We start from the raw sequence: 18,544 nt of genomic DNA on the forward strand, positions 1-18,544 counted from the left end.
CAGTTGCGCATCAGTTGCCGGCGGCGGTGATGCGATTCAGGAATGCAGTCATGCGGTCCGCAATTTCAGGCCCATATTCTTCCAGCGCGAAGTGTCCGGTATCAAGCAGATGAAACTCAAGATCATTCAGATCGCGTTGATAGGGCAGGGCGCCTTCGGCCGGAAAGATGTGATCATTCTTACCCCACATCAGCAGCGCAGGTGGTTGATGCTCACGAAACAACGCCTGCCATTTCGGGTACTCGGCAACGTTGGTGCCGTAGTCCAGGAAAAGTTCAAGTTGCACCTCCTGATTGCCTTTGCGGTCAAGCAGGTATTGGACGTGCCAATAGTTGTCCGGGCTGATCAGTTCCGGCCTTTGCACACCATGGGTGAACTGCCACTTGGTCGCATCCAGAGTAAGAAACCCACGAAGCTGGTCGCCATTCTCTTTCGAGGGATCGGCCCAATAGGCTTTGATCGGGTTCCAGAATTCGCGCAGCCCTTCCTCATACGCATTGCCGTTCTGAATGACTAAGCCGGTGACCCGTTCGGGCTGTTCGGCAAACATCCGGAATCCAACCGGGGCACCATAGTCCATCAGATAGACCGCGTATTGATCGACACCCTTCCGATCCAGCAGGGAGGTCATGATTTCGGCGATATTCGCAAAGGAATACTCGAAATCTTCAGCTTGCGGCATGTCCGACGCCCCAAATCCGGGGAAATCGGGCGCAATAACGTGAAAGTGCTTGGCCAGCTCGGGGATAAGGTTGCGGAACATATGTGACGAGGTCGGAAAGCCATGAAGCAACAGAACGGTTGGCCTGTTCGGGTCTCCGGCCTCGCGATAGGCGATATTGACCTCGCCGATTTTTTCGGCGCGGAAGTTGACCGCTTGGGTGGCTTCAATGCCAGTCTCATTGGCGATTGCGGGGGCCGGAGTTAATGGCACCGCGATAGTAAGCGCGAGAAGACTGGCGCTCAGGATGGATTTCAGATTGCGCGACATGGGTATTTCCTTTCTTGGCGTTTTGGGCGCGCGTCTGAACGCGCAGGGTTCAGCATCGGTCAGCGTTTATGGCCGGGCTTTTCGTTGTGCTCTGCGTTTTGAGCTTTCAGTTCCGCCAGTTCATCGCGAAGCGGCGCCATGTGCTCTTCAAACTCTTCCAGGGTCAGGCGTTGGGGGATGTGCTGCGGGCAGTTCCAGTCCATCGCTTCAAGCTTGATCACAATGGCCCGCTCCGAGCGGCCCCTGTAATTCGGGTCATGCAAACGTTGCATCAGGGCCGGATCATCCGCGCCATCAACAAGTTTCGCTCGGCCCCAGATCTTGAGGCGTCTCCGGTTGGGATAGTCCATCAGGATCAAAGAAATGCGGTCGTTGTTCAGCAGGTTACCTGCACTCAGATATTGCCGGTTGCCGCGAAAATCCGCGTAGGCAAGCGTCCGTTCATCCAGCACTTTCAGAAAGCCTGCCGGTCCGCCGCGGAATTGAACATAAGGCCAGCCGGTTTCAGAGACGGTCGCCTGATAGAAGCCGTCCCTTTGTGCGATGAAGCTGGCTTCGACCGGGCTGATGAGGTCTTCCTGAACGGCGCCGGCCAGAAACTTTGCATAGCCTTCAGCCGATCCGTTCCTGGCCTGTGTTGCACGTACCGAAGGCGTAAAACTGATTTCTGCAAAAGGACGTGACATTGAATTCTCCATCTCAGCCGGGCAGAGCCCTGGGGTTGAGGTGAAGCTAGTCAAAGCTTGGGTGTTGCAGAATATCCCTATTCGGCAATATATTATTCCAAAATATGGAATAGTTGTTTGGATAGATTTCACGCACTGAGCGTTTTTGTGAAGGTGGCCGAGCTGAAAGGCTTCGCCGCCGCGGCGCGCCACCTCAATATGTCGCCACCAACGGTAACCCGACTGGTCTCCATGTTGGAGGACAGCCTGGGGCTCCGTCTTTTTGTGCGCACCACGCGATCAGTCATGCTGACGGACAGCGGGCGAAGGTTCTTTGACGATGCCAGACGCATTCTGATGGATCTCGAGGAGGCAGAGCGTGCCGCCGTCGGATCCTATGCAGAACCGACCGGGGAACTCAGCGTGACCGCATCGGTGTTGTTCGGCCGTATGTTCGTCACTCCGATTCTGGGTGACTTTCTGGAACTGTATCCAAAGATCTCTGCGCGCACTCTCTATGTGGACCGCGTGGTCAATCTGGTGGATGAGGGCCTCGACGTCGGCATCAGGATTGGAAATCTTGCAGACTCAAGCCTGATGGCCTTGAGATGCGGTGCGGTGAGGCAGGTCGTGTTTGCCGCTCCGGCATATCTTGATGCGCGCGGCGAACCAGACACACCCGACGACCTGGCCAATCACGCGATCATAAACTCGACCGCCCTGCACGCCTCGGCCCAATGGCATTTTCAAAAAAGCGAAACGGTCGTGACAAAGCGCGTGAACCCGCGCATCAGCATGAACACCAATGACGCGGTGATCGAGCTGGCCCTGCAAGGGCATGGCATCGGGCGGCTTTTATCCTATCAGGTTGCACCCTACGTTGCGGACGGGCGGCTCAGGACCGTTCTGAATTCGTATGAACCACCCGAGATCCCCATCCATCTTGTGCATCAAGAGGGCCGCACCGTGTCTGCAAAAGTGCGCGCTTTTGTCGATTTTGCGGCCAAGCGTCTCAAATCCGACCCCTATTTGGATGGATTCCAACACAGGCCTATGAGTTAGGCCAAAAGATCCGCCGAACCACGCCATCCGGTCGCGGCCAGTGTCGCCAGGGCCCTGACCGACAGATCACTTTGGGCATGCGCTTTGAGGTGGTACAGCGCAAGGGCGAACATGTGCAACAAAGCTTGCCACCAACTAGATTTGCCGGCACGAAACTGAAATCTCAGATCCCGGGTGCACGCGCTTTTCGAAGCGATAGGGCCAGCATTGAGCATGCAATCACGTTTGACCCATGGCTTAGTCGGTCTGGCCCCAAGCATCGTGCGCGATCAGCGCGGCTTCGACCCGGTTTCGGGCGTGGAGCTTGGACAGGATTGCCGTCATATAGTGCTTTACGGTTTTTTCCTGAAGATCCAGTTGATCTGCGATCTCCCGATTGCTCATCCCCTTCGCCACACGTCGAAGTATTTCTTCCTCGCGATGCGTGAGATCATCCAGAACATCACCGTCTTTGGAAGCTTCTGCCTCTCTGTTGATCTGAAGCAGCACGCGCGAGGCCAACCCGGGTGACACGAACCCTTCACCTGCGGCGATGCTGCGCAGTGAAGCCGTCAGTTCGCTAGCCGTCACACCTTTGACGATGTAGCCGATTGCCCCTGCTTCCAAAGCATCCGCAACGTCACTGTTGTTTTCCGAGACCGTCAGTATCGCGATGAATGGCGGGTTTGCCATGGCCGCGATTTTTCGCGTCGCATTAATGCCGCCCCCGGGCATCGAAAGATCAAGGATGGCGATGTCAGGTTGATGAATGCCGACAAGTGAAATTGCCTCATCCGCGCTCGAGCCGGCAGCGAGAACTTCGAACCCATCGGCTTCGTCCAATGTCCGGTGCAAACCGTCCCTGAAAATCGGGTGATCATCCGCGATTACGACAGATGTTGTCATGACGTACTCATCTTTCTGGGAAATAGTGTCATTGTGACAGAGGTGCCTTTGCCAGGGCTTGACCAAACTTCGAACCTGCCGCCGATACTCTCAACCCGATCTCGCAAGCCCAAGAGCCCCTGGCCTCCATCGTCACGCAGTACTTTTCCGTCCGAGGGGTCAAATCCGGGCCCGTCATCGTTGACATGAATGACGACCCGATCGTTATGCGCCTCGCAAATGACGGTGCATCGAGAATTCGGAGCATACCTGGCGGCATTGGAAAGCGTTTCCTGAAGGAACCGGAAAACACACAGCTTGTCGGACACGGACAACTCGATCGTCTGGCTTCCCTGAAGTGAAATATCCGGCCGCAACGGGCTGTGTTCCGAGTGATCTTCTATCGCTCTTTTCACCACATCAATCAGCGCCAGATTGTCGATGTCCGGAGCGGACAACCCCCGCGACAACGCTCGAATTTCGGCCAAGGACTTCTGCAAAGACTGTTGAATCTCCTCGGCCTCCGCAGGCTTTTCAGGCCTGTCCGAGAATGCCGCCTCCAACCTGAGGGCCGCGAGGGACAGATATTGAGCGGGACCGTCGTGAAGCTCGGAACCAAGCTTCTTCAGAAAGCGATCCGTTTGCGTGGCATATCGTTCCGACGCTTCGACCACGCGCGACCGCAGCCTGGCGTTCTGCTCTGCCATCTGCTCACTCTCTTTCAGACGCCGCTCCAACAGGCGCCCCTGACGTCGAATGGTGTTGTCACCGATTGCCACGATGGAAAACAGCACGATTGTACTTGCCGTAAACGCTGATCCGACGACCAGCCAGCTTGTCCGGCGGGCTTTGGCCATATCAACTTCCAGCTGTTCAGCTTTCTCGTAAAACTCTGCAACTGCAATGATATCTCCTGACCAGAGTTCTCGGATCGGGCTGTACACTTCAAGTAGCGGGATCCCAAGTGCTGCTTCTGCGGCGCTTTCAGCATGGTCGAGATCTTCGAAAGAACCCGAAATCTCTCCACTCCAGGCTCGGCTCAGATCGTCAGTCGGATCGAAACGGCGTCCAATGATGGTCGGATCCGACGCGTGCGCGATCACGCCGCCTTGCTTCCAAAACTTGAAGGACACAATGCGGTCCCGCAGTGGCTGGGTCATGAAAATTTCGTCCAGTGCCCGCCTTGCTTGATCGGAAAGACGATCCCCGTATGCAAGTTCCTGACTGAGAGGGGATACGATGCTCTCCATATACAGCGCCGCGGAATTGGCTGAATTTTGGACAACTGCATTCTCGATCCGATTTGACACCCATACGCCAACTATCGCGGTGGCCGTTCCCATCACGACAATGCAGGCCGCAAGGAAAACTCGCGACAATGACCAATTGCGAACTGACAGATCGGAAATCTCGGGTCTCATTTCGTGTTCAACTATGAACGACAATCCCTGACCGCACCACCGACCTTGGTCTGAACTCATCAGCGTTCGGTTTCAGAATTTGGATCATGTCGACCCCTTGATCGCGCAATCGCGCAGGCGGCGGACAGAAGGCACGCGTGGCCTTGCAGGAGGTACACGGAGTTCGCTCAAAACTCCGTCCAGACGACCAGCGCATCGGCCCAAAGCCGTCCTCGGAGGAGCCACACCTACGGGCGAGTATTTTTTTGTCACCCCGGCAGAGCAATGGACAGGCGTTCAACCAAAGCTCTTTGCACAATGGCAAATCTGGGAGTGCGCGCTATCTCGTCCAGAGTCGCCACCCAGAGCGGAACATCTATTCCGGGATCAATTTCTGACGACCGATGAAGCCGAGGATCCGCATTCCCAATAAACGAGGGCAGAAACGCTTTGCCCGCCCCGGAGGCCGCCATCTGCTGAAGCACCAAAAAGCTGTCTGCCCCGTTGGCCATTTCATCGGCGCTGACATGTTCGGCCAGCCATTTGGCGGGAAGCGAGCGACTCAACGCCCCATCAAGCCTCATCCATTTTCGGTTTGGGGAACCGTCGTCAAAAACGCCGAATGACAGGGTTCCTGCACGTTCGCTGACAAGCCCTTCTTCAAGTTTGATCGAGGGTCGCACGGCGATGTCCGCGGTCAGCCTCGACAGATCATGATGGCTGTTGCCGCTTAACAAAGTCAGTTCCAAGTCGGGGTAGAGCCGCGATATCTCAGTCAGAATTTGAGGCAAAACAAGCTGACAAAGGCTGTCCGTGGACGCAATGCGGACCTGACCCGCAGGGGACCGGTTGGCACCAACAATTGCCCGCTCTACGGAAAGTACGGCCTCTTCAACGCTTTCCATCGCCGAAAGAATGGCTCTGGCCTCGGGCAGGGCGGTGTACCCTGACGGGTGTTTTTGAAAGATCACGCATCCAAAACGGTCTTCAAGCGCGGCGACTCTGCGCAGCACCGTCGCATGAGTGACACCCAGCGCCCCGGCAGCCGCATTCAGTGATCCGTGTTTCCTTACGGCCAGCGCGTATCGAAGATCATCCCAGTTTTGGTTGTGCATAAATTAACAAGGAACGACGAATAACAAACAATTACAAGAAAAATTGTTCAGGCTAGTATTCGACGCATTGAACAGGGAGACGCACAATGATCAAGAAAATCCCGGCCGTTGCGGCAGGTTTGTTGTCGATAGCCATCATTGGATCAGCCATCGCCCATGAAAGCGAAAATCCTGCGGTGAAGGCTCGGACCTCAATCATGCAGCTCTATGCCTTCAATCTTGGCACATTGGGCGGCATGGCCAAGGGAGAGGTTGAATATGATGCCGAGGCAGCAACACGGGCCGCAAATAACCTGGTTGTTCTGACGCAGATCGATCAATCTGCGATGTGGCCTGCCGGATCCGACAATGCGTCCGACCCGTCCACCCGAGCCTTGCCAGCCATCTGGGAGAACTTCCCAGATGTAAGCGCAAAAGGTCAGGCCATGGCTGAAGCCGCGGTTGCGATGCAAGCGGCGGCAGGCCAGGATGTCGATGCCCTGAAGGCGGCGATGGGTGATCTGGGCGGATCGTGCTCGGCCTGTCACAAAGCTTACAGGGCGCCGAAAGACTAAAGGAGCGCGGGCCATGCGGCGTTTGTTCATTTTCGCCGCAGGTATCGCTGTACTGGTCGGGCTGGTCGGTTTGGTGCTGACCCGTCCGAAAACAGTTGACCAGACACAACTGAACGGGATTGTCCCTGATCTCAGTCGAGGTGAGGCAGTGTTTTACGCGGCTGGATGCGCGTCCTGCCATTCTGCACCGAACGCAACGGGCGGGGAAAAGCTGGTACTCGCTGGCGGACGTCGGTTTGCGTCGGATTTCGGCACCTTCATAGCCCCGAACATATCCAGTGATCCGGTTGCCGGCATCGGATCGTGGTCCGCATTGGATCTGGCCAATGCTCTGCTTCACGGGACCGGGCCCGAAGGACAGCATTATTTCCCCGCATTTCCCTATACATCCTACGCCAACATGTCAGCCGAGGACGTTGTTTCGCTGCATGCCTTCCTCGGCACTCTGCCGGCGGTTCCAACCCAAAGCGCAGCGCACGAGGTTGGCTTTCCCTTCAATATTCGACGCGGGCTGGGCGGGTGGAAGCTGTTGTATCTGAAACCGGGCTGGGTTGTGCAAGGCGATCTGACTGACCAGCAAATTCAAGGCCGATACCTGGTAGAGGCGTTGGGACATTGCGCAGAATGTCACACGCCGCGCAACGCGCTAGGGGGCCTGAAACGCGATCTCTGGCTGACAGGTGCACCAAACCCCAGCGGAAAGGGACGCATCCCCGGGCTGACTTCTGCCCAACTGGATTGGTCCGAGGCTGATATTGCCGAATATCTGAAATCCGGCTTCACGCCGGACTATGACAGCGCGGGTGGTGAGATGGTGGAAGTCATCGAAAACACATCCCGCCTTACGGATGACGACCGTCTGGCGATTGCGGCCTATCTCAAGGCCGTGCCCGCGTCACCGACAGGCTCGCCGTTAGAGTAACCCTCTTTGGCGCCATGCGGCCGATGCCAGATGTCCTTGCCAGCCGTCAGCACGAAGCCGCAAGGCCTATTCCCTTTTCGCCAAACTCCTGTTTTACGTTCTGGGCACCGGAACGCAGCACGCGCCCGCGTTTCCGTTCATGATTGATTGAGGGTCGTGGCCAAATGACACAAAAAATCGCTCTTTGGTCCATTCCGATATCCCTGGCGGTACTGGCCCTGAAGCTGCTGGCCTGGTGGCTGACAGGTTCGGTGGCGTTGTTGTCGGACGCGATGGAATCCACCGTCAACGTCGCAGCGGCCCTGCTGGCTTATTTTGCGGTTCGGGTCGCAAACAAGCCCCCTGATGAAAACCACCCCTTTGGTCACAAGAAAGCCGAGTATCTTTCCGCTGTCGTCGAAGGCGCATTGATTGTGTTGGCGGCGTTCTTGATCATCAGAGAGGCCGTGCTGGCACTTCCCACCCCACATCTTGAGGATGCGCCTTTTCTTGGAATCGCCGTCAATGTCATTGCAACGGGCGTGAATGGCGCATGGGCCTACTTGTTACTCAAAATCGGCAGGCGTGAGGGTTCACCTGCATTGGAGGCAAGCTCGCGGCACATTTTTACAGACGTCATGACGTCAGCGGGTGTCATCGCGGGGCTTATACTTGCACTTGTCACCGGCTGGCTGATCCTTGACCCGATCCTTGCGATACTGGTCGCGCTGAACATCCTGTGGGAAGGTTGGAAAGTCATTCGTGCGTCCGTTGACGGGCTGATGGATGTAAGCCTTTCTGACCATGACTTGCAGGTTGTTTCCAGCACCATTGAAAGCAACCTAGGTGCTGCGCTGGAATATCACGACCTCAAGGGGCGTAGATCCGCGAATGTCATCTTCGTCGAGTTTCACCTCGTTGTGGACGGCGCAATGTCGGTCAGCGCGGCCCATGACATCTGCAATGAAATCGAACACGCATTGGAACGTCTTTATCCGGGTTCTGTCTTTTTCATTCATCTCGAACCCGATGACGAATTGAAGGGCAACGGAGCAAAACCCAGCCAGGTTTCTTAAGCCACTCGGTGCAACTGAATGCGGCGCAAGTCGTGGTCATGGATGGGACGTTCGGCCTGCAATTCATCAGACTTAAGCCCGATGTCGGGACGCAAAGCCCCGGATAATCTGTCACCGACACCATGAATTGGGTCGAACAGAACTGGAGGCGAAAAAATGAAACTTCAAGGAAAACTGGGCCAGCTTCTCAGCACAGCAGCACTGGCTTCGTTGATTGCCGCGACGCCTTACGTGCCGAAGTTTGACACGGAAGGTCGCTTGACCCTTGAACCAGCCTATGCCTTTGCCAAAAGTGGCAGCGGAAAAGATGGAGATGGTGGCGATGATGACCGGGGGGATGATCGTGGCGGCGAACGGGACGACAACTCGGGGTCGGGCAACAGTGGTCGCGGTGGTGATCGCGACGACGACAGGGACGATGATAGGGACGACGACAGGGATGATGACCGTGACGATGATCGGGACGACAATTCCGGATCCGGCAAAGGTGGTCGCGACGACGATGACGACGATGATGATGATGACTCGAAGCGTTCAAATCGAGGCAGCGGCAAAAAGGATCAATCCCGGTCAGGCGGCGGATCATCACGCTCTGCCGGCATAACGAAGGTTGAGACGAACGCCAACGGCATCGAAGTGCGCTATGCCGATGGAACCAAGGAAGAAATCGAAAACGGTCGGTATGAAAGAAAGAATGCTCAGAACCGCACTGTGGAAGAACGGCTGGCGACAGGCGCCGATGTCTCAAGGCTCCGGTCATTGGCTAATGGTATCTCCATCGACAACGTGCGCTCTTCAGGGCAAGGCGGCACTGCTGGAAGTCGACCCACAAAAATCGAACGCCAGGGCAACAACATCGAAGTAAACTATGCCAATGGCTGGAAAGAAGAGATCGAATTTGGCCGGTATGAGTTGAAAGACCCATACAACCGGACTGTCGTTGAGAGAAATGCAACCGCCGCTGACCGTCGGAGATTGCAGTCGGCAGGCAACTAGGCAACTGCGTCAGAACGAAAGACAAAGGGCGGCTTCTCATCGTCAGAGGCCGCCTTTCATTTACGTCATTGCCAGCGGTTATTGGCGTACTGCATTGGGATCAATGGCTTCTTGCCCAAGGTGTTGGCTCAAAGTCCCCCCAACATGAAAGGGACGGGCACCAACTCCGCAAACCGGCATGAGCGATGTGTCATGTAAGTCCTGCCCCTTTCTCGCTTGCAACGACCAGTCATCCACTGGTTGTGAACCCTGATCCTAACGTTCACCGCGCCGATGGGGTGCCATCAGCGCGGCAGGCACCTCGGCCCTGCGGGCGACGAGAACGAGCGCGACGATGGAAAGCACATAGGGCGCCATCAGGAAGAGTTGATATGGCACGCCTTCGATCGACGTTTGCAGCCGCAGCTGGTATGCATCGAAAAATGCAAACAGCACGGCACCGATCAACGCCTTGCCCGGTCGCCAACTTGCGAACACAACCAGCGCGATGCAGATCCAGCCGCGTCCTTGAACCATGCCCGGGAAAAAACTGTTGAACGCCGTTGTCGTCAGGAACGCGCCACCCACTGCCATCAACGCTGATCCGACAACCACTGCACCAATGCGAATGCGAATGGGGTTCAGCCCCTGTGCCTCAACCGCGTGCGGGTTTTCACCAGTCATGCGAATGGCCAGCCCCAGCGGTGTCCGGGCAAGAACGTAGGCCATCACAGCCACCGCAAACAGCGCGAGGTAGGTCGGCAGAGCCTGGGAAAACAGGATCGGACCCAGAATGGGAATATCGGAAACACCCGGAACATCGAGTGGCTGGAAAGGTTCTATCGTCGGGGGCAGATCGCCCACTTCGACAAGCAACCGGTAAAGGTAGTAGGCCAGCGCGGATGCAAACAGCGTGATGCCAAGCCCCGAGACATGTTGCGACAATCCAAGCGGGACCGTTAGTATGGCGTGCAGCAATCCCAACATCGCGCCGCAAAGTGCCGCGATCATCAGGCCAACCAGCAAAGGCGCGCCCATGTAGACGGCAAGCCAACCGCTCATCGCGCCCATGGTCATGATCCCCTCGATCCCCAGATTGAGAACCCCCGAACGTTCACACAGCAACGCGCCGAGGACTCCGAAAATAAGCGGCGTTGCGATACGCAGCACGGACGCCCAGAGGCTGGTGTTCAGCAGCAGATCAATTGCATCACTCATCGGCGCACCCGGTACGTTGTGAAAAGAAGGGCCACGATCATGGTGAGCAGGCAGAGCGCCACGATCACGTCGGCAATGAAGCTGGGAACGCCGGTTGCGCGGCTCATGGCGTCGGCCCCGACAAAGACGGTGGCGACGAAAACCGCGGCGGCGACCACACCCGCCGGATGCAATGCGGCCAGCATTGCGACGACGATGCCGGCATAGCCGAATCCGGGGCTCATGGTCGTGGTGACCCCGGCTGTGACGCCCATGACTTCGATGGAACCTGCCAGACCTGCCAAAGCGCCTGAAAGCAGGGCCACACCCATGATCGTTTTGGGAAGGGAAATTCCGGCAAAGGCGGCGGCACCGGCGTTCAAGCCTGCGGCGCGTGTTTCAGCCCCAAAAACCGTGCGGGCCAGGATCAGCCAAACAACACCTGCTGCCGCGATGGCAAAAAGCAACCCGATATGAAGGCGCGTGCGGGGAATAAGATCCGGCAGGCGGTACTCTCCGCCCACGGGCACTGAGGAAGGCCAGCCAAAGGCCATCGGATCGCGCATCGGACCCTCGATCATGAGGCCGACGAAAAGGATCACAATGAAGTTGAGCAGCAGGGTCGTCACCACCTCATCCACCCCGAAACGCAGGCGCAAATAAGCGGGGCCCGCCAACAGGGCCGCACCCGCCGCCATGCCCGCCAGCATCAAAATCGGTATACCGATCCACCCGGGAACCCCGAGAGAATGCCCGATCCAGGCGGTAATCAGTGCGCCGACAAAGAACTGCCCCTCGCCGCCGATGTTCCAAAGACGGGCCCGAAAGGCGACGGCCGCGGCAAGCCCGGTAAATATCAGCGGCGTGGCGCGGGTCAGCATCTCGGTGATCGAAAGGCGTGACCCAAGGGCGCCGGTCAGCATTTCACCATAGGCAGTCAATGGGTTCACACCTGCCGCTGCGATTAAACCCGCAGCCAATAACAACGCGGTAAAGATCGCGGCCAGCGGCGCAATGACCACAAGGTACAGCGGTACATATGTGCGTCGTTCAAGCCGCATCATCATCTTCCTTCCAGACACCTGCCATCATCAGGCCAAGGCGTTGCGGGTCAGCCTCATCAGCGGATATCGGTTTCGACAATCGACCCTTAACGATCGCCTGTATTCGGTCTGAAAGAGCTACGGCTTCTTCAAGTTCTTCTGAAATAAGCAGGATCGCAGCACCCTCGGCCCGTGCGGCCAGAAGCTCGGCATGAACTGCGGCAATTGCCCCTTCATCAAGGCCCCGCGTCGGCTGGTTGGCGAGCACGAAACGCGGTCCGTTGGTCAGGACCCGCCCCAGGATCAATTTTTGCATGTTGCCGCCAGACAGCAGCCGTGTGCGCGTGTCGGGACTGGCCCCTCGGATATCAAACCGTTCGATAAGCCCTGCGGTGTATTCTCGGGCGGCGCGTTGTCGGACAAAGCCTCGGCGCGAAAACTCCGGTGTGCGCAGACGTTCAAGAACTGCATTTTCCCACAGGCTCAATTCACCCACGACACCTTCTGCATGGCGGTCTTCCGGTACCCTGCCAGCGCCAGCCTGGATCATGCCTCGCGGGCCCAGATGGCCGATATCCTGGTTCAGCAGTGTCAACTGCCCGGCGCTGGGGTGGATCAATCCAGACAACAGCCCGCCAAGCGAGGCCTGACCATTGCCTGATACGCCGACGATACCAAGGATCTCGCCTGCATGGACGGTGAATGACACGTCATCCAGCCGCAATTCACCGTCTTCTTCCACGCGCACCTCGTTTGCCACCAGAACCGGCGCGCCAATCTCGTGGTCTTGACGAACGGGTCGTTCCACCTTGCGGCCAACCATCAGTTCCGCCAACTCTCCGGGGGTGGTTTCAGAGGTCCTGCGTTCCGCGACCAACCTACCGCCACGAAGAACGGCCACACGGTCAGAGGCCGCCATGACCTCATGCAGTTTGTGACTGATGAAGATAAGCGACAGACCTTCTTTCGTCATGTCGCGCAGCGTCTCGAACAGGCGCATTGCCTCGGGCCGGGCCAGAACGGCGGTGGGTTCATCCAGGATCAGTATGCGCGCGTCTCGGTACAGCGCTTTCAGAATTTCGACGCGTTGACGTTCACCCACGGAAAGGGACTTGATCCTGTCGTCGGGGTTCACGGGCAGACCAAACCGATCCGCGATCTGCAACAACTTTGCGCGCGCCTCGCCACGCGCGGACCGTGCGCGTGTCAGGGGTTCTGAACCCAGCATGACGTTTTCAAGAACCGTGAGGTTGCCCGCAAGCGTAAAGTGCTGGTGTACCATGCCCACACCCACCTCGATCGCTGCGCGGGGCAGACCCGGAGGCAACGCTTTGCCAAACACCCTGGCAGAGCCTTCGTCGGCTGCATAATGGCCGAACAGGATGTTCATCAGCGTCGTTTTACCTGCGCCATTTTCACCCAACAATGCTAGGATTTCACCCTGGGCCAATGACAGTGTCACATCATCATTGGCGGTAAGCGTTCCAAAACGCTTTGTTATGCCGTGAAGTTCCAGAACCTTGTTCATGTGGGCAGGCCTGCGATTGGAGACGGAAAGGTAAGTTCGGGCGCACGCGCCTCGATCAGAGCGCCAAGTTTCAGCAGCCCGACATCCGAGCCGGGTGTTCCCATCAGTTGCACACCGATTGGCAGGCCATTTGCCATGCCAAAAGGCAATGCCAAAGCCGGCAAGCCTGCAACATTGGCAAGCGCTGCGTTCGGGGCAAAGGCCTCCAGCCGCGCCATGTGTTCATCTGCGGAGCCGCCAGACAGATCCAAACTGCCAATAACGGGCGGTGCAGACGATAGGACCGGCATCAGGACAGCATCGACAGAACTGAAAATCTTGCGAGCCCGATATGTCAGACGAGCAAGCTGTCTTGAGGTCGCAAAAAGCGCGGTGACAGATGTGGCACGGCCCTCTGCAGCCATGGCGGCGGCAAGCGGTGGAACCTGGTCATCAGATATCCTGAGTGCAATGAGCCACTCGGCCAGCGAAACAGCCAGTATCGTGCGTGCAATTGCATGAGCCTCGGCCCCCATCTCGTCCGGGGTACAAATGTCATACACCTCGCAGCCTGCATCGCGCAGAGTGTCAGCCGCATCCTTGGCGGCTTTGCACTGGTCAGTTCCGCAACGCTCGGGCAGTGCCAATGTAATGCGGGGGCGGTCCGCCGGATATACCGGGGCCATGGGCTGGGCTACGGCTTGAAAGGCGGTTTCCACATCGCGAACGGACCGTGCCAGAACCAGTTCTGACACTATCCCCATCAGGTGATTGGTAAAATCAGGGCCTCCGGGCACCGCACCACGTGACGGCTTGAGCCCGGTCAAGCCGCAGCACGCGGCAGGTACTCTTATAGATCCGGCCGCATCCGTGGCATGAGCAATGGCGACGATGCCGCCTGCAACCGCGGCCGCGGCGCCGCCAGATGAGCCACCGGGCGTCAACGCGGGATTCCACGGATTGCGGGCCGCAGCCATGCCATCTGGTTCGCATGTCAGGGAAAGGCCGAATGGCGGTGTTGCCGACACGCCAAAAGGGATCAGGCCGGTCTGGCGCAAATCCTGCAACAGGCAGCTGTCAGTTTCGGATTTTCGCCCTTGCGCGCGGATTGCCGCAGACCCGGCAGCAGCGGGTAGTCCCTTGGCGGAACCGCCCAGGTCTTTGACCAGGAACGGAACCCCGTGAAAGGGCCCGCGTCGATCAGATGGCGCTGCATCTGCCGCCCTCGCGCCGGCGCGGGCCATGTCTTCGTCCAGAAACACCACGGCGCCCAGATCCGCCTGCGCGTGGCAGGCGGAAAGGCTTGCTTCCATCGCATCGTTGGCAGTGATCTGCCCCGCAGAAACGGCAGCAGCAAGAGCCGTGGCATCGGTCACGTCAAAGCCGCCGGGATCAGGAGGGCTCGCTTTCGTCGATCGGAACGTCCCATTCGCCGGATTGGATCGCGGCCTGTTTGGCCTCCATCGCAGGGATGGCGTCGGCAGGCACTTCGTCGGCGACATAGATCAGCTCATTGCCGCCATGGGCCATGAAGGAATATTCGGTATAGTTGCGCCCGGTGGGATTGCCGGCCTGAACATCCGCCACGATGGCTTCAATGGTTGGCCCATAGTTCCATATTGCGTTGGCAAAGACCGTGCCGGGATAGCGCGGCGTATAATCTATCAGTGAACCGATGGCCTTCACGCCGCGCGCCTGAGCGGCATCTGCTGTGCCAATGCGTTCACCAAACAGGATGTCCGCGCCCGCGTCGATCTGGGCAATCGCGGCTTCCTGCGCGCGAGCCGGATCAAACCATGCTCCGATGAAACCGTTAAGGAAAGTGGCGTCAGGGTTCACTTCACTGACGCCCATCCGGAAAGCATTGATCAGCAGGTTCACCTCGGGGATCGGATAACCGCCGACGGAACCAAAAACATTGCTTTCCGACATTTGGCCGGCAAGCATTCCGGCGAGATAGGCCGCCTCGTGGTTGCGGGTGCCGAAGACACCAAAATTGTCGCCCTCCGGTCCGCCGGAAGACCCCATCAGAAACGCGGTATCGGGGTAGTCACCAGCCACTTCGCGTGCCTCGCGTTCCACCGCGTAGGACTCGCCCCAAATGATTTGAGCGTCGCCTTCGGCATATTCGCGCATCGCACGGGGATAGTCGGTCGGAGCGACACCCTCTGAAAACTCATATTCGATCAGACCAGCCTCGGCGGCTTCCTGCATCGCCACGTGGATCCGGCTGTTCCACGCATTTTCGACCGGAGACATATGCACGCCAGCGACGCGGATCGCAGATTGTGCATTGGCGCGGCGGATAAAAGCCGGCAGGGCCAGCGTGGCCGCGGCGCCGACCATCAGTTGACGACGTGTAGTGGTGAGTTTCATCGGAGTATCCTCTTCTGTTGGTGGCAATTATTTTTGTTCTTGGTCTTCCTGAATATTGGGCCTGGGCGCGTAATCCGCGGGATCCAGGGTCGAGGGGCGGCCGGGCAGGGAAAGCGCGGCCAGTCTTGGTTCGGTGCGCGCCAGCACCTTGCCGTGTTTGATGACGGCAAGACGTGTGGCTTTCATGCGGACCGCTTCAATCGGGTCACGCGCTTGCAGCACAACCATGTTGGCTGGGCCGCCTTTGCGAATTGTCGGGTCGGGCAGACCCATGGTCTTGGCACCGTTCTGGGTAACGGATGTGAAAGCCCATTCCATCGCTTCGCGGGATGTCATCGGCACCGCATGTACGCCCATATGGGCCACTTCCAGCATGTCGGCGGACCCAAGAGAATACCATGGATCCATGGTGCAATCCTGCCCGAAGGAAACGTTCACACCTGCTGCACGCAATTCTGGTACACGGGTCAGGCCACGGCGACGCGGATAAGTGTCCGAGCGGCCTTGCAGCGTGATATTGATAAGCGGGTTCGGTACGACGTTCATGCCGCTTTCCGCGATCAGCGGAACAAGCTTCGAGGCATAGTAATTATCGTATGAATGCATCGCGGTGACGTGGCTTGCAGTCACACGACCCCCGAGCCCGAGGCGCGTGGTCTCATAGGCGAGGGTTTCCACATGGCGCGACATCGGATCGTCGCTTTCATCACAGTGCAGGTCCAGCATCAGGCCGCGATCCGCGGCAATCTCGGCCAGCCTGGTGACCGATCGGGCGCCTTCCGACATCGTGCGTTCAAAATGCGGGATGCCGCCCACCACATCGACCCCCATATCGAGCGCCTGGATCAGATTTTTCTCTGCATTTTCTGCGCGGTACAGTCCATCTTGCGGGAATGCCACCAATTGCAGGTCAATATAGGGGGCAACCAGCTTGCGCACTTCCAGCAAAGCTTCGACGCCCACCAACGGAGTTGACGAAACATCCACATGCGAACGGATGGCCAGCAATCCCTGCGAAACGGCCAGATCGCAATATCGCATGGCCCGCTCAATCACCGCTTCGGGCGTCAGAAGGGGCTTCAGTTCTCCCCAAAGCGCGATGCCCTCCAAAAGCGTGCCCGAAACATTCATACGTGGCGACCCGAGGCTCAGGGTGGCGTCCATATGGAAGTGCGGGTCGACGAACGGAGGTGAAACCAGGCGGCCCGTTGCATCGATTTCTTCGCGCGCCTCACCCATGATGTCAGCGGCAATCTCCGCAACACGGTCGCCCTTGATCGCAATATCCAACGGTTCGCGGCCATCCTGCAAACTGGCCTTTCTGATGATGATGTCAAACATTCATCCGCCCCCTAATTTGACCACATGGTAAAAGTATTCAAAAAAATTGCTATTTATTTTTACGGTGTTCTGGAATTGGTGCCTGTGCCAGCCTCTCAACTGCTCATTATCAAAGCCCTATTGATTAAATTTTGGCCGTCTACAGCCCGGGATTTGGGGCAATGGCGGCCCGAGCCAAAAGAGCGCCCATTTCAGCCGCAAGATTGCTTGCCGATGCAAACAAAAGCTCTGCCCGCCACCGCACAGCGATATGCGATGACCGGTGCGGCGAACAAGGGCGCCAGCCCACTGAAAAAAGCTCAACCAGAACGTTGTTTGGTGAAGACATTGACGATCCGCCATCTGAATGCGCCGTGTTTCATCTCGACCGGAATTGGTGATACCTCCTTGCACGTCATGACCAATGTCGCACCAACGATCCTGTCCACGGTTTCCAGCCAGTTTATCGATGACTGGCTGGCGGCATTGCGTACGCTATGCCCCGAGGCTCAGATGGCGTCGCTTCTCGGCCGGTCGGGTATGGTCGCGGATACGCGTCACACTCATGGCCGCGTCACGCTGGATCAAATCGTATGTCTCTATCAACTTGCCGCAGTAGAGACCGGTGATGAGATGATGGGGCTTTGGAGCCGCCCGATCCGGCCGAGAGCCCTGCAACATCTTTTGACGACAGTCCGGGAAGCCACGTCTCTTTCATCGGCACTTTACCGCTTTTCGACCTTCTGGAACTTGTTGCTGGATGACTACCAGTTTGATCTGGATGACGCCGACAACATGCTGGTGCTTACGCTGAAGCCACGGGGCGTGGCCCAGGTTCAGCGGTTCGGGCACATGCTGATACTCAAACTTGCCCACGGGCTCATGTCTTGGCTGGCGGGGCACGAAGCTCCGGTCAAGGCTGTCGATTTCGTGTTTGAGCGCCCCGACTTTGATCAGGATTACGCGGTCATCTTTCCGGCACCGCTGCGGTTCGGCCAAGGTGCCACCGCGATTTCGTTCGATCCGAATGCGCTGGGTCCAGCGCAGGCGCGCAGCACGAATGATCTTGACAGGTTTTTGCAAAACGCGCCCCGAGACTGGATTTTCACCAGTTCGCGAGAGCACACCCAATCGCTGCGGGTGCGCACCTATCTGGTCCAATCGGGATGGGACGCGGCAACCCTGTCCCAGACGGCATCCGCGATGCACATGACCCCGCGCACCCTGATCCGCAGGCTGCATGCGGATGGTACATCGTTTCAGGCCATCAAGGATGCCCTGCGGCGCGACATCGCTATCCGTGATCTTCAGGCGGGGCGCAAAAGCGTTGAAGCCATCGCACATGAAGTCGGATTTTCGTCGGCGGCCAATTTCCACCGGGCCTTTCAGCGCTGGACCGGAAGCACCCCCAGCTCATACCGCAGGGTGCAAATGTAGGGTGCCCGATTTGTCACTTTTGGACAATGGTCTGTCATTGCACGAGATGGTCCCCAGCGGG

17 protein-coding genes are annotated in these 18,544 nt (G+C 57.8%); 6 read left to right on the plus strand and 11 right to left on the minus strand.

From position 1 onward, the window contains the following. Positions 1-10 precede the first annotated feature (10 nt). Together GS612_RS00595 and GS612_RS00600 are read right to left on the minus strand one after the other, a co-directional pair. Positions 11-991 (minus strand): alpha/beta fold hydrolase, encoded by a 981-nt coding sequence (locus tag GS612_RS00595; RefSeq protein WP_171638734.1) that lies wholly within the window; start codon positions 989-991, stop codon positions 11-13. A 59-nt stretch (positions 992-1,050) separates the two neighbouring features. Continuing rightward, positions 1,051-1,677, minus strand: coding sequence for a pyridoxamine 5'-phosphate oxidase family protein (locus GS612_RS00600; protein ID WP_171638735.1), 627 nt, complete (start codon positions 1,675-1,677; stop codon positions 1,051-1,053). A gap of 117 nt (positions 1,678-1,794) precedes the next feature. On the opposite strand from GS612_RS00600, the gene GS612_RS00605 reads away from it, so the two are divergent. Continuing rightward, a complete protein-coding gene (locus GS612_RS00605) occupies positions 1,795-2,718 on the plus strand; it encodes a LysR family transcriptional regulator (RefSeq protein ID WP_171638736.1) in 924 nt (307 codons plus the stop codon). A 237-nt stretch (positions 2,719-2,955) separates the two neighbouring features. Here GS612_RS00605 and GS612_RS00610 read toward each other — a convergent pair whose 3' ends face one another. The 3 genes from GS612_RS00610 to GS612_RS00620 all read right to left on the minus strand — a co-directional run bounded on the left by GS612_RS00610 (position 2,956) and on the right by GS612_RS00620 (position 6,097). Continuing rightward, complete coding sequence (locus GS612_RS00610; RefSeq protein WP_171638737.1) at positions 2,956-3,603, minus strand: response regulator transcription factor; 648 nt, start codon at positions 3,601-3,603, stop codon at positions 2,956-2,958. Then, a complete protein-coding gene (locus tag GS612_RS00615; RefSeq protein WP_171638738.1) occupies positions 3,600-4,742 on the minus strand; it encodes a sensor histidine kinase in 1,143 nt (380 codons plus the stop codon). Before GS612_RS00615 ends, GS612_RS00610 begins: the two co-directional genes overlap by 4 nt. A gap of 509 nt (positions 4,743-5,251) precedes the next feature. Continuing rightward, the gene (locus GS612_RS00620) at positions 5,252-6,097 is read right to left on the minus strand and encodes a LysR family transcriptional regulator (RefSeq protein ID WP_171638739.1); all 846 of its coding nucleotides are present in this window, start codon (positions 6,095-6,097) and stop codon (positions 5,252-5,254) included. 86 nt (positions 6,098-6,183) lie between these two features. Here GS612_RS00620 and GS612_RS00625 point away from each other — a divergent pair, with 86 nt between their 5' ends. The 4 genes from GS612_RS00625 (at position 6,184) to GS612_RS20435 (ending at position 9,624) form a co-directional block, all read left to right on the plus strand. Then, complete coding sequence (locus GS612_RS00625; RefSeq protein WP_171232138.1) at positions 6,184-6,651, plus strand: cytochrome c; 468 nt, start codon at positions 6,184-6,186, stop codon at positions 6,649-6,651. A gap of 13 nt (positions 6,652-6,664) precedes the next feature. Continuing rightward, positions 6,665-7,573, plus strand: coding sequence for a cytochrome c (locus GS612_RS00630; protein WP_171638740.1), 909 nt, complete (start codon positions 6,665-6,667; stop codon positions 7,571-7,573). A gap of 164 nt (positions 7,574-7,737) precedes the next feature. Continuing rightward, positions 7,738-8,628, plus strand: coding sequence for a cation diffusion facilitator family transporter (locus GS612_RS00635; protein ID WP_216603484.1), 891 nt, complete (start codon positions 7,738-7,740; stop codon positions 8,626-8,628). 156 nt (positions 8,629-8,784) lie between these two features. Continuing rightward, the gene (locus GS612_RS20435) at positions 8,785-9,624 is read left to right on the plus strand and encodes a hypothetical protein (protein ID WP_216603485.1); all 840 of its coding nucleotides are present in this window, start codon (positions 8,785-8,787) and stop codon (positions 9,622-9,624) included. A 255-nt stretch (positions 9,625-9,879) separates the two neighbouring features. Here the strand turns inward: GS612_RS20435 and GS612_RS00645 are convergent, their stop codons facing one another. From GS612_RS00645 to GS612_RS00670, 6 genes are read right to left on the minus strand one after another with little or no spacing between them, the layout of a single operon-like run. After that, complete coding sequence (locus GS612_RS00645) at positions 9,880-10,821, minus strand: ABC transporter permease (protein ID WP_171638741.1); 942 nt, start codon at positions 10,819-10,821, stop codon at positions 9,880-9,882. Further along, on the minus strand, positions 10,818-11,861 hold the full coding sequence (locus tag GS612_RS00650; RefSeq protein ID WP_171638742.1) for an ABC transporter permease: 1,044 nt from the start codon (positions 11,859-11,861) through the stop codon (positions 10,818-10,820). Before GS612_RS00650 ends, GS612_RS00645 begins: the two co-directional genes overlap by 4 nt. Then, positions 11,851-13,371 (minus strand): ABC transporter ATP-binding protein, encoded by a 1,521-nt coding sequence (locus GS612_RS00655; protein WP_171638743.1) that lies wholly within the window; start codon positions 13,369-13,371, stop codon positions 11,851-11,853. Before GS612_RS00655 ends, GS612_RS00650 begins: the two co-directional genes overlap by 11 nt. After that, positions 13,368-14,726, minus strand: a complete 1,359-nt coding sequence (locus GS612_RS00660) for an amidase (RefSeq protein WP_171638744.1) — start codon at positions 14,724-14,726, stop codon at positions 13,368-13,370. The genes GS612_RS00655 and GS612_RS00660 overlap by 4 nt, the downstream gene beginning before the upstream one ends. Before the next feature lie 16 nt (positions 14,727-14,742). Next, positions 14,743-15,726 (minus strand): BMP family protein, encoded by a 984-nt coding sequence (locus tag GS612_RS00665; protein ID WP_171638745.1) that lies wholly within the window; start codon positions 15,724-15,726, stop codon positions 14,743-14,745. 27 nt (positions 15,727-15,753) lie between these two features. Beyond that, positions 15,754-17,067 (minus strand): amidohydrolase family protein, encoded by a 1,314-nt coding sequence (locus tag GS612_RS00670; protein ID WP_171638746.1) that lies wholly within the window; start codon positions 17,065-17,067, stop codon positions 15,754-15,756. Between the two features lie 396 nt (positions 17,068-17,463). Between GS612_RS00670 and GS612_RS00675 the strand changes: the two genes are divergently transcribed. Beyond that, the gene (locus tag GS612_RS00675) at positions 17,464-18,483 is read left to right on the plus strand and encodes an AraC family transcriptional regulator (protein WP_171639882.1); all 1,020 of its coding nucleotides are present in this window, start codon (positions 17,464-17,466) and stop codon (positions 18,481-18,483) included. The last annotated feature ends 61 nt before the right edge of the window (positions 18,484-18,544 follow it).

It is taken from the genome of Ruegeria sp. HKCCD6157 (genome assembly GCF_013110685.1).
GTDB lineage: Bacteria > Pseudomonadota > Alphaproteobacteria > Rhodobacterales > Rhodobacteraceae > Ruegeria.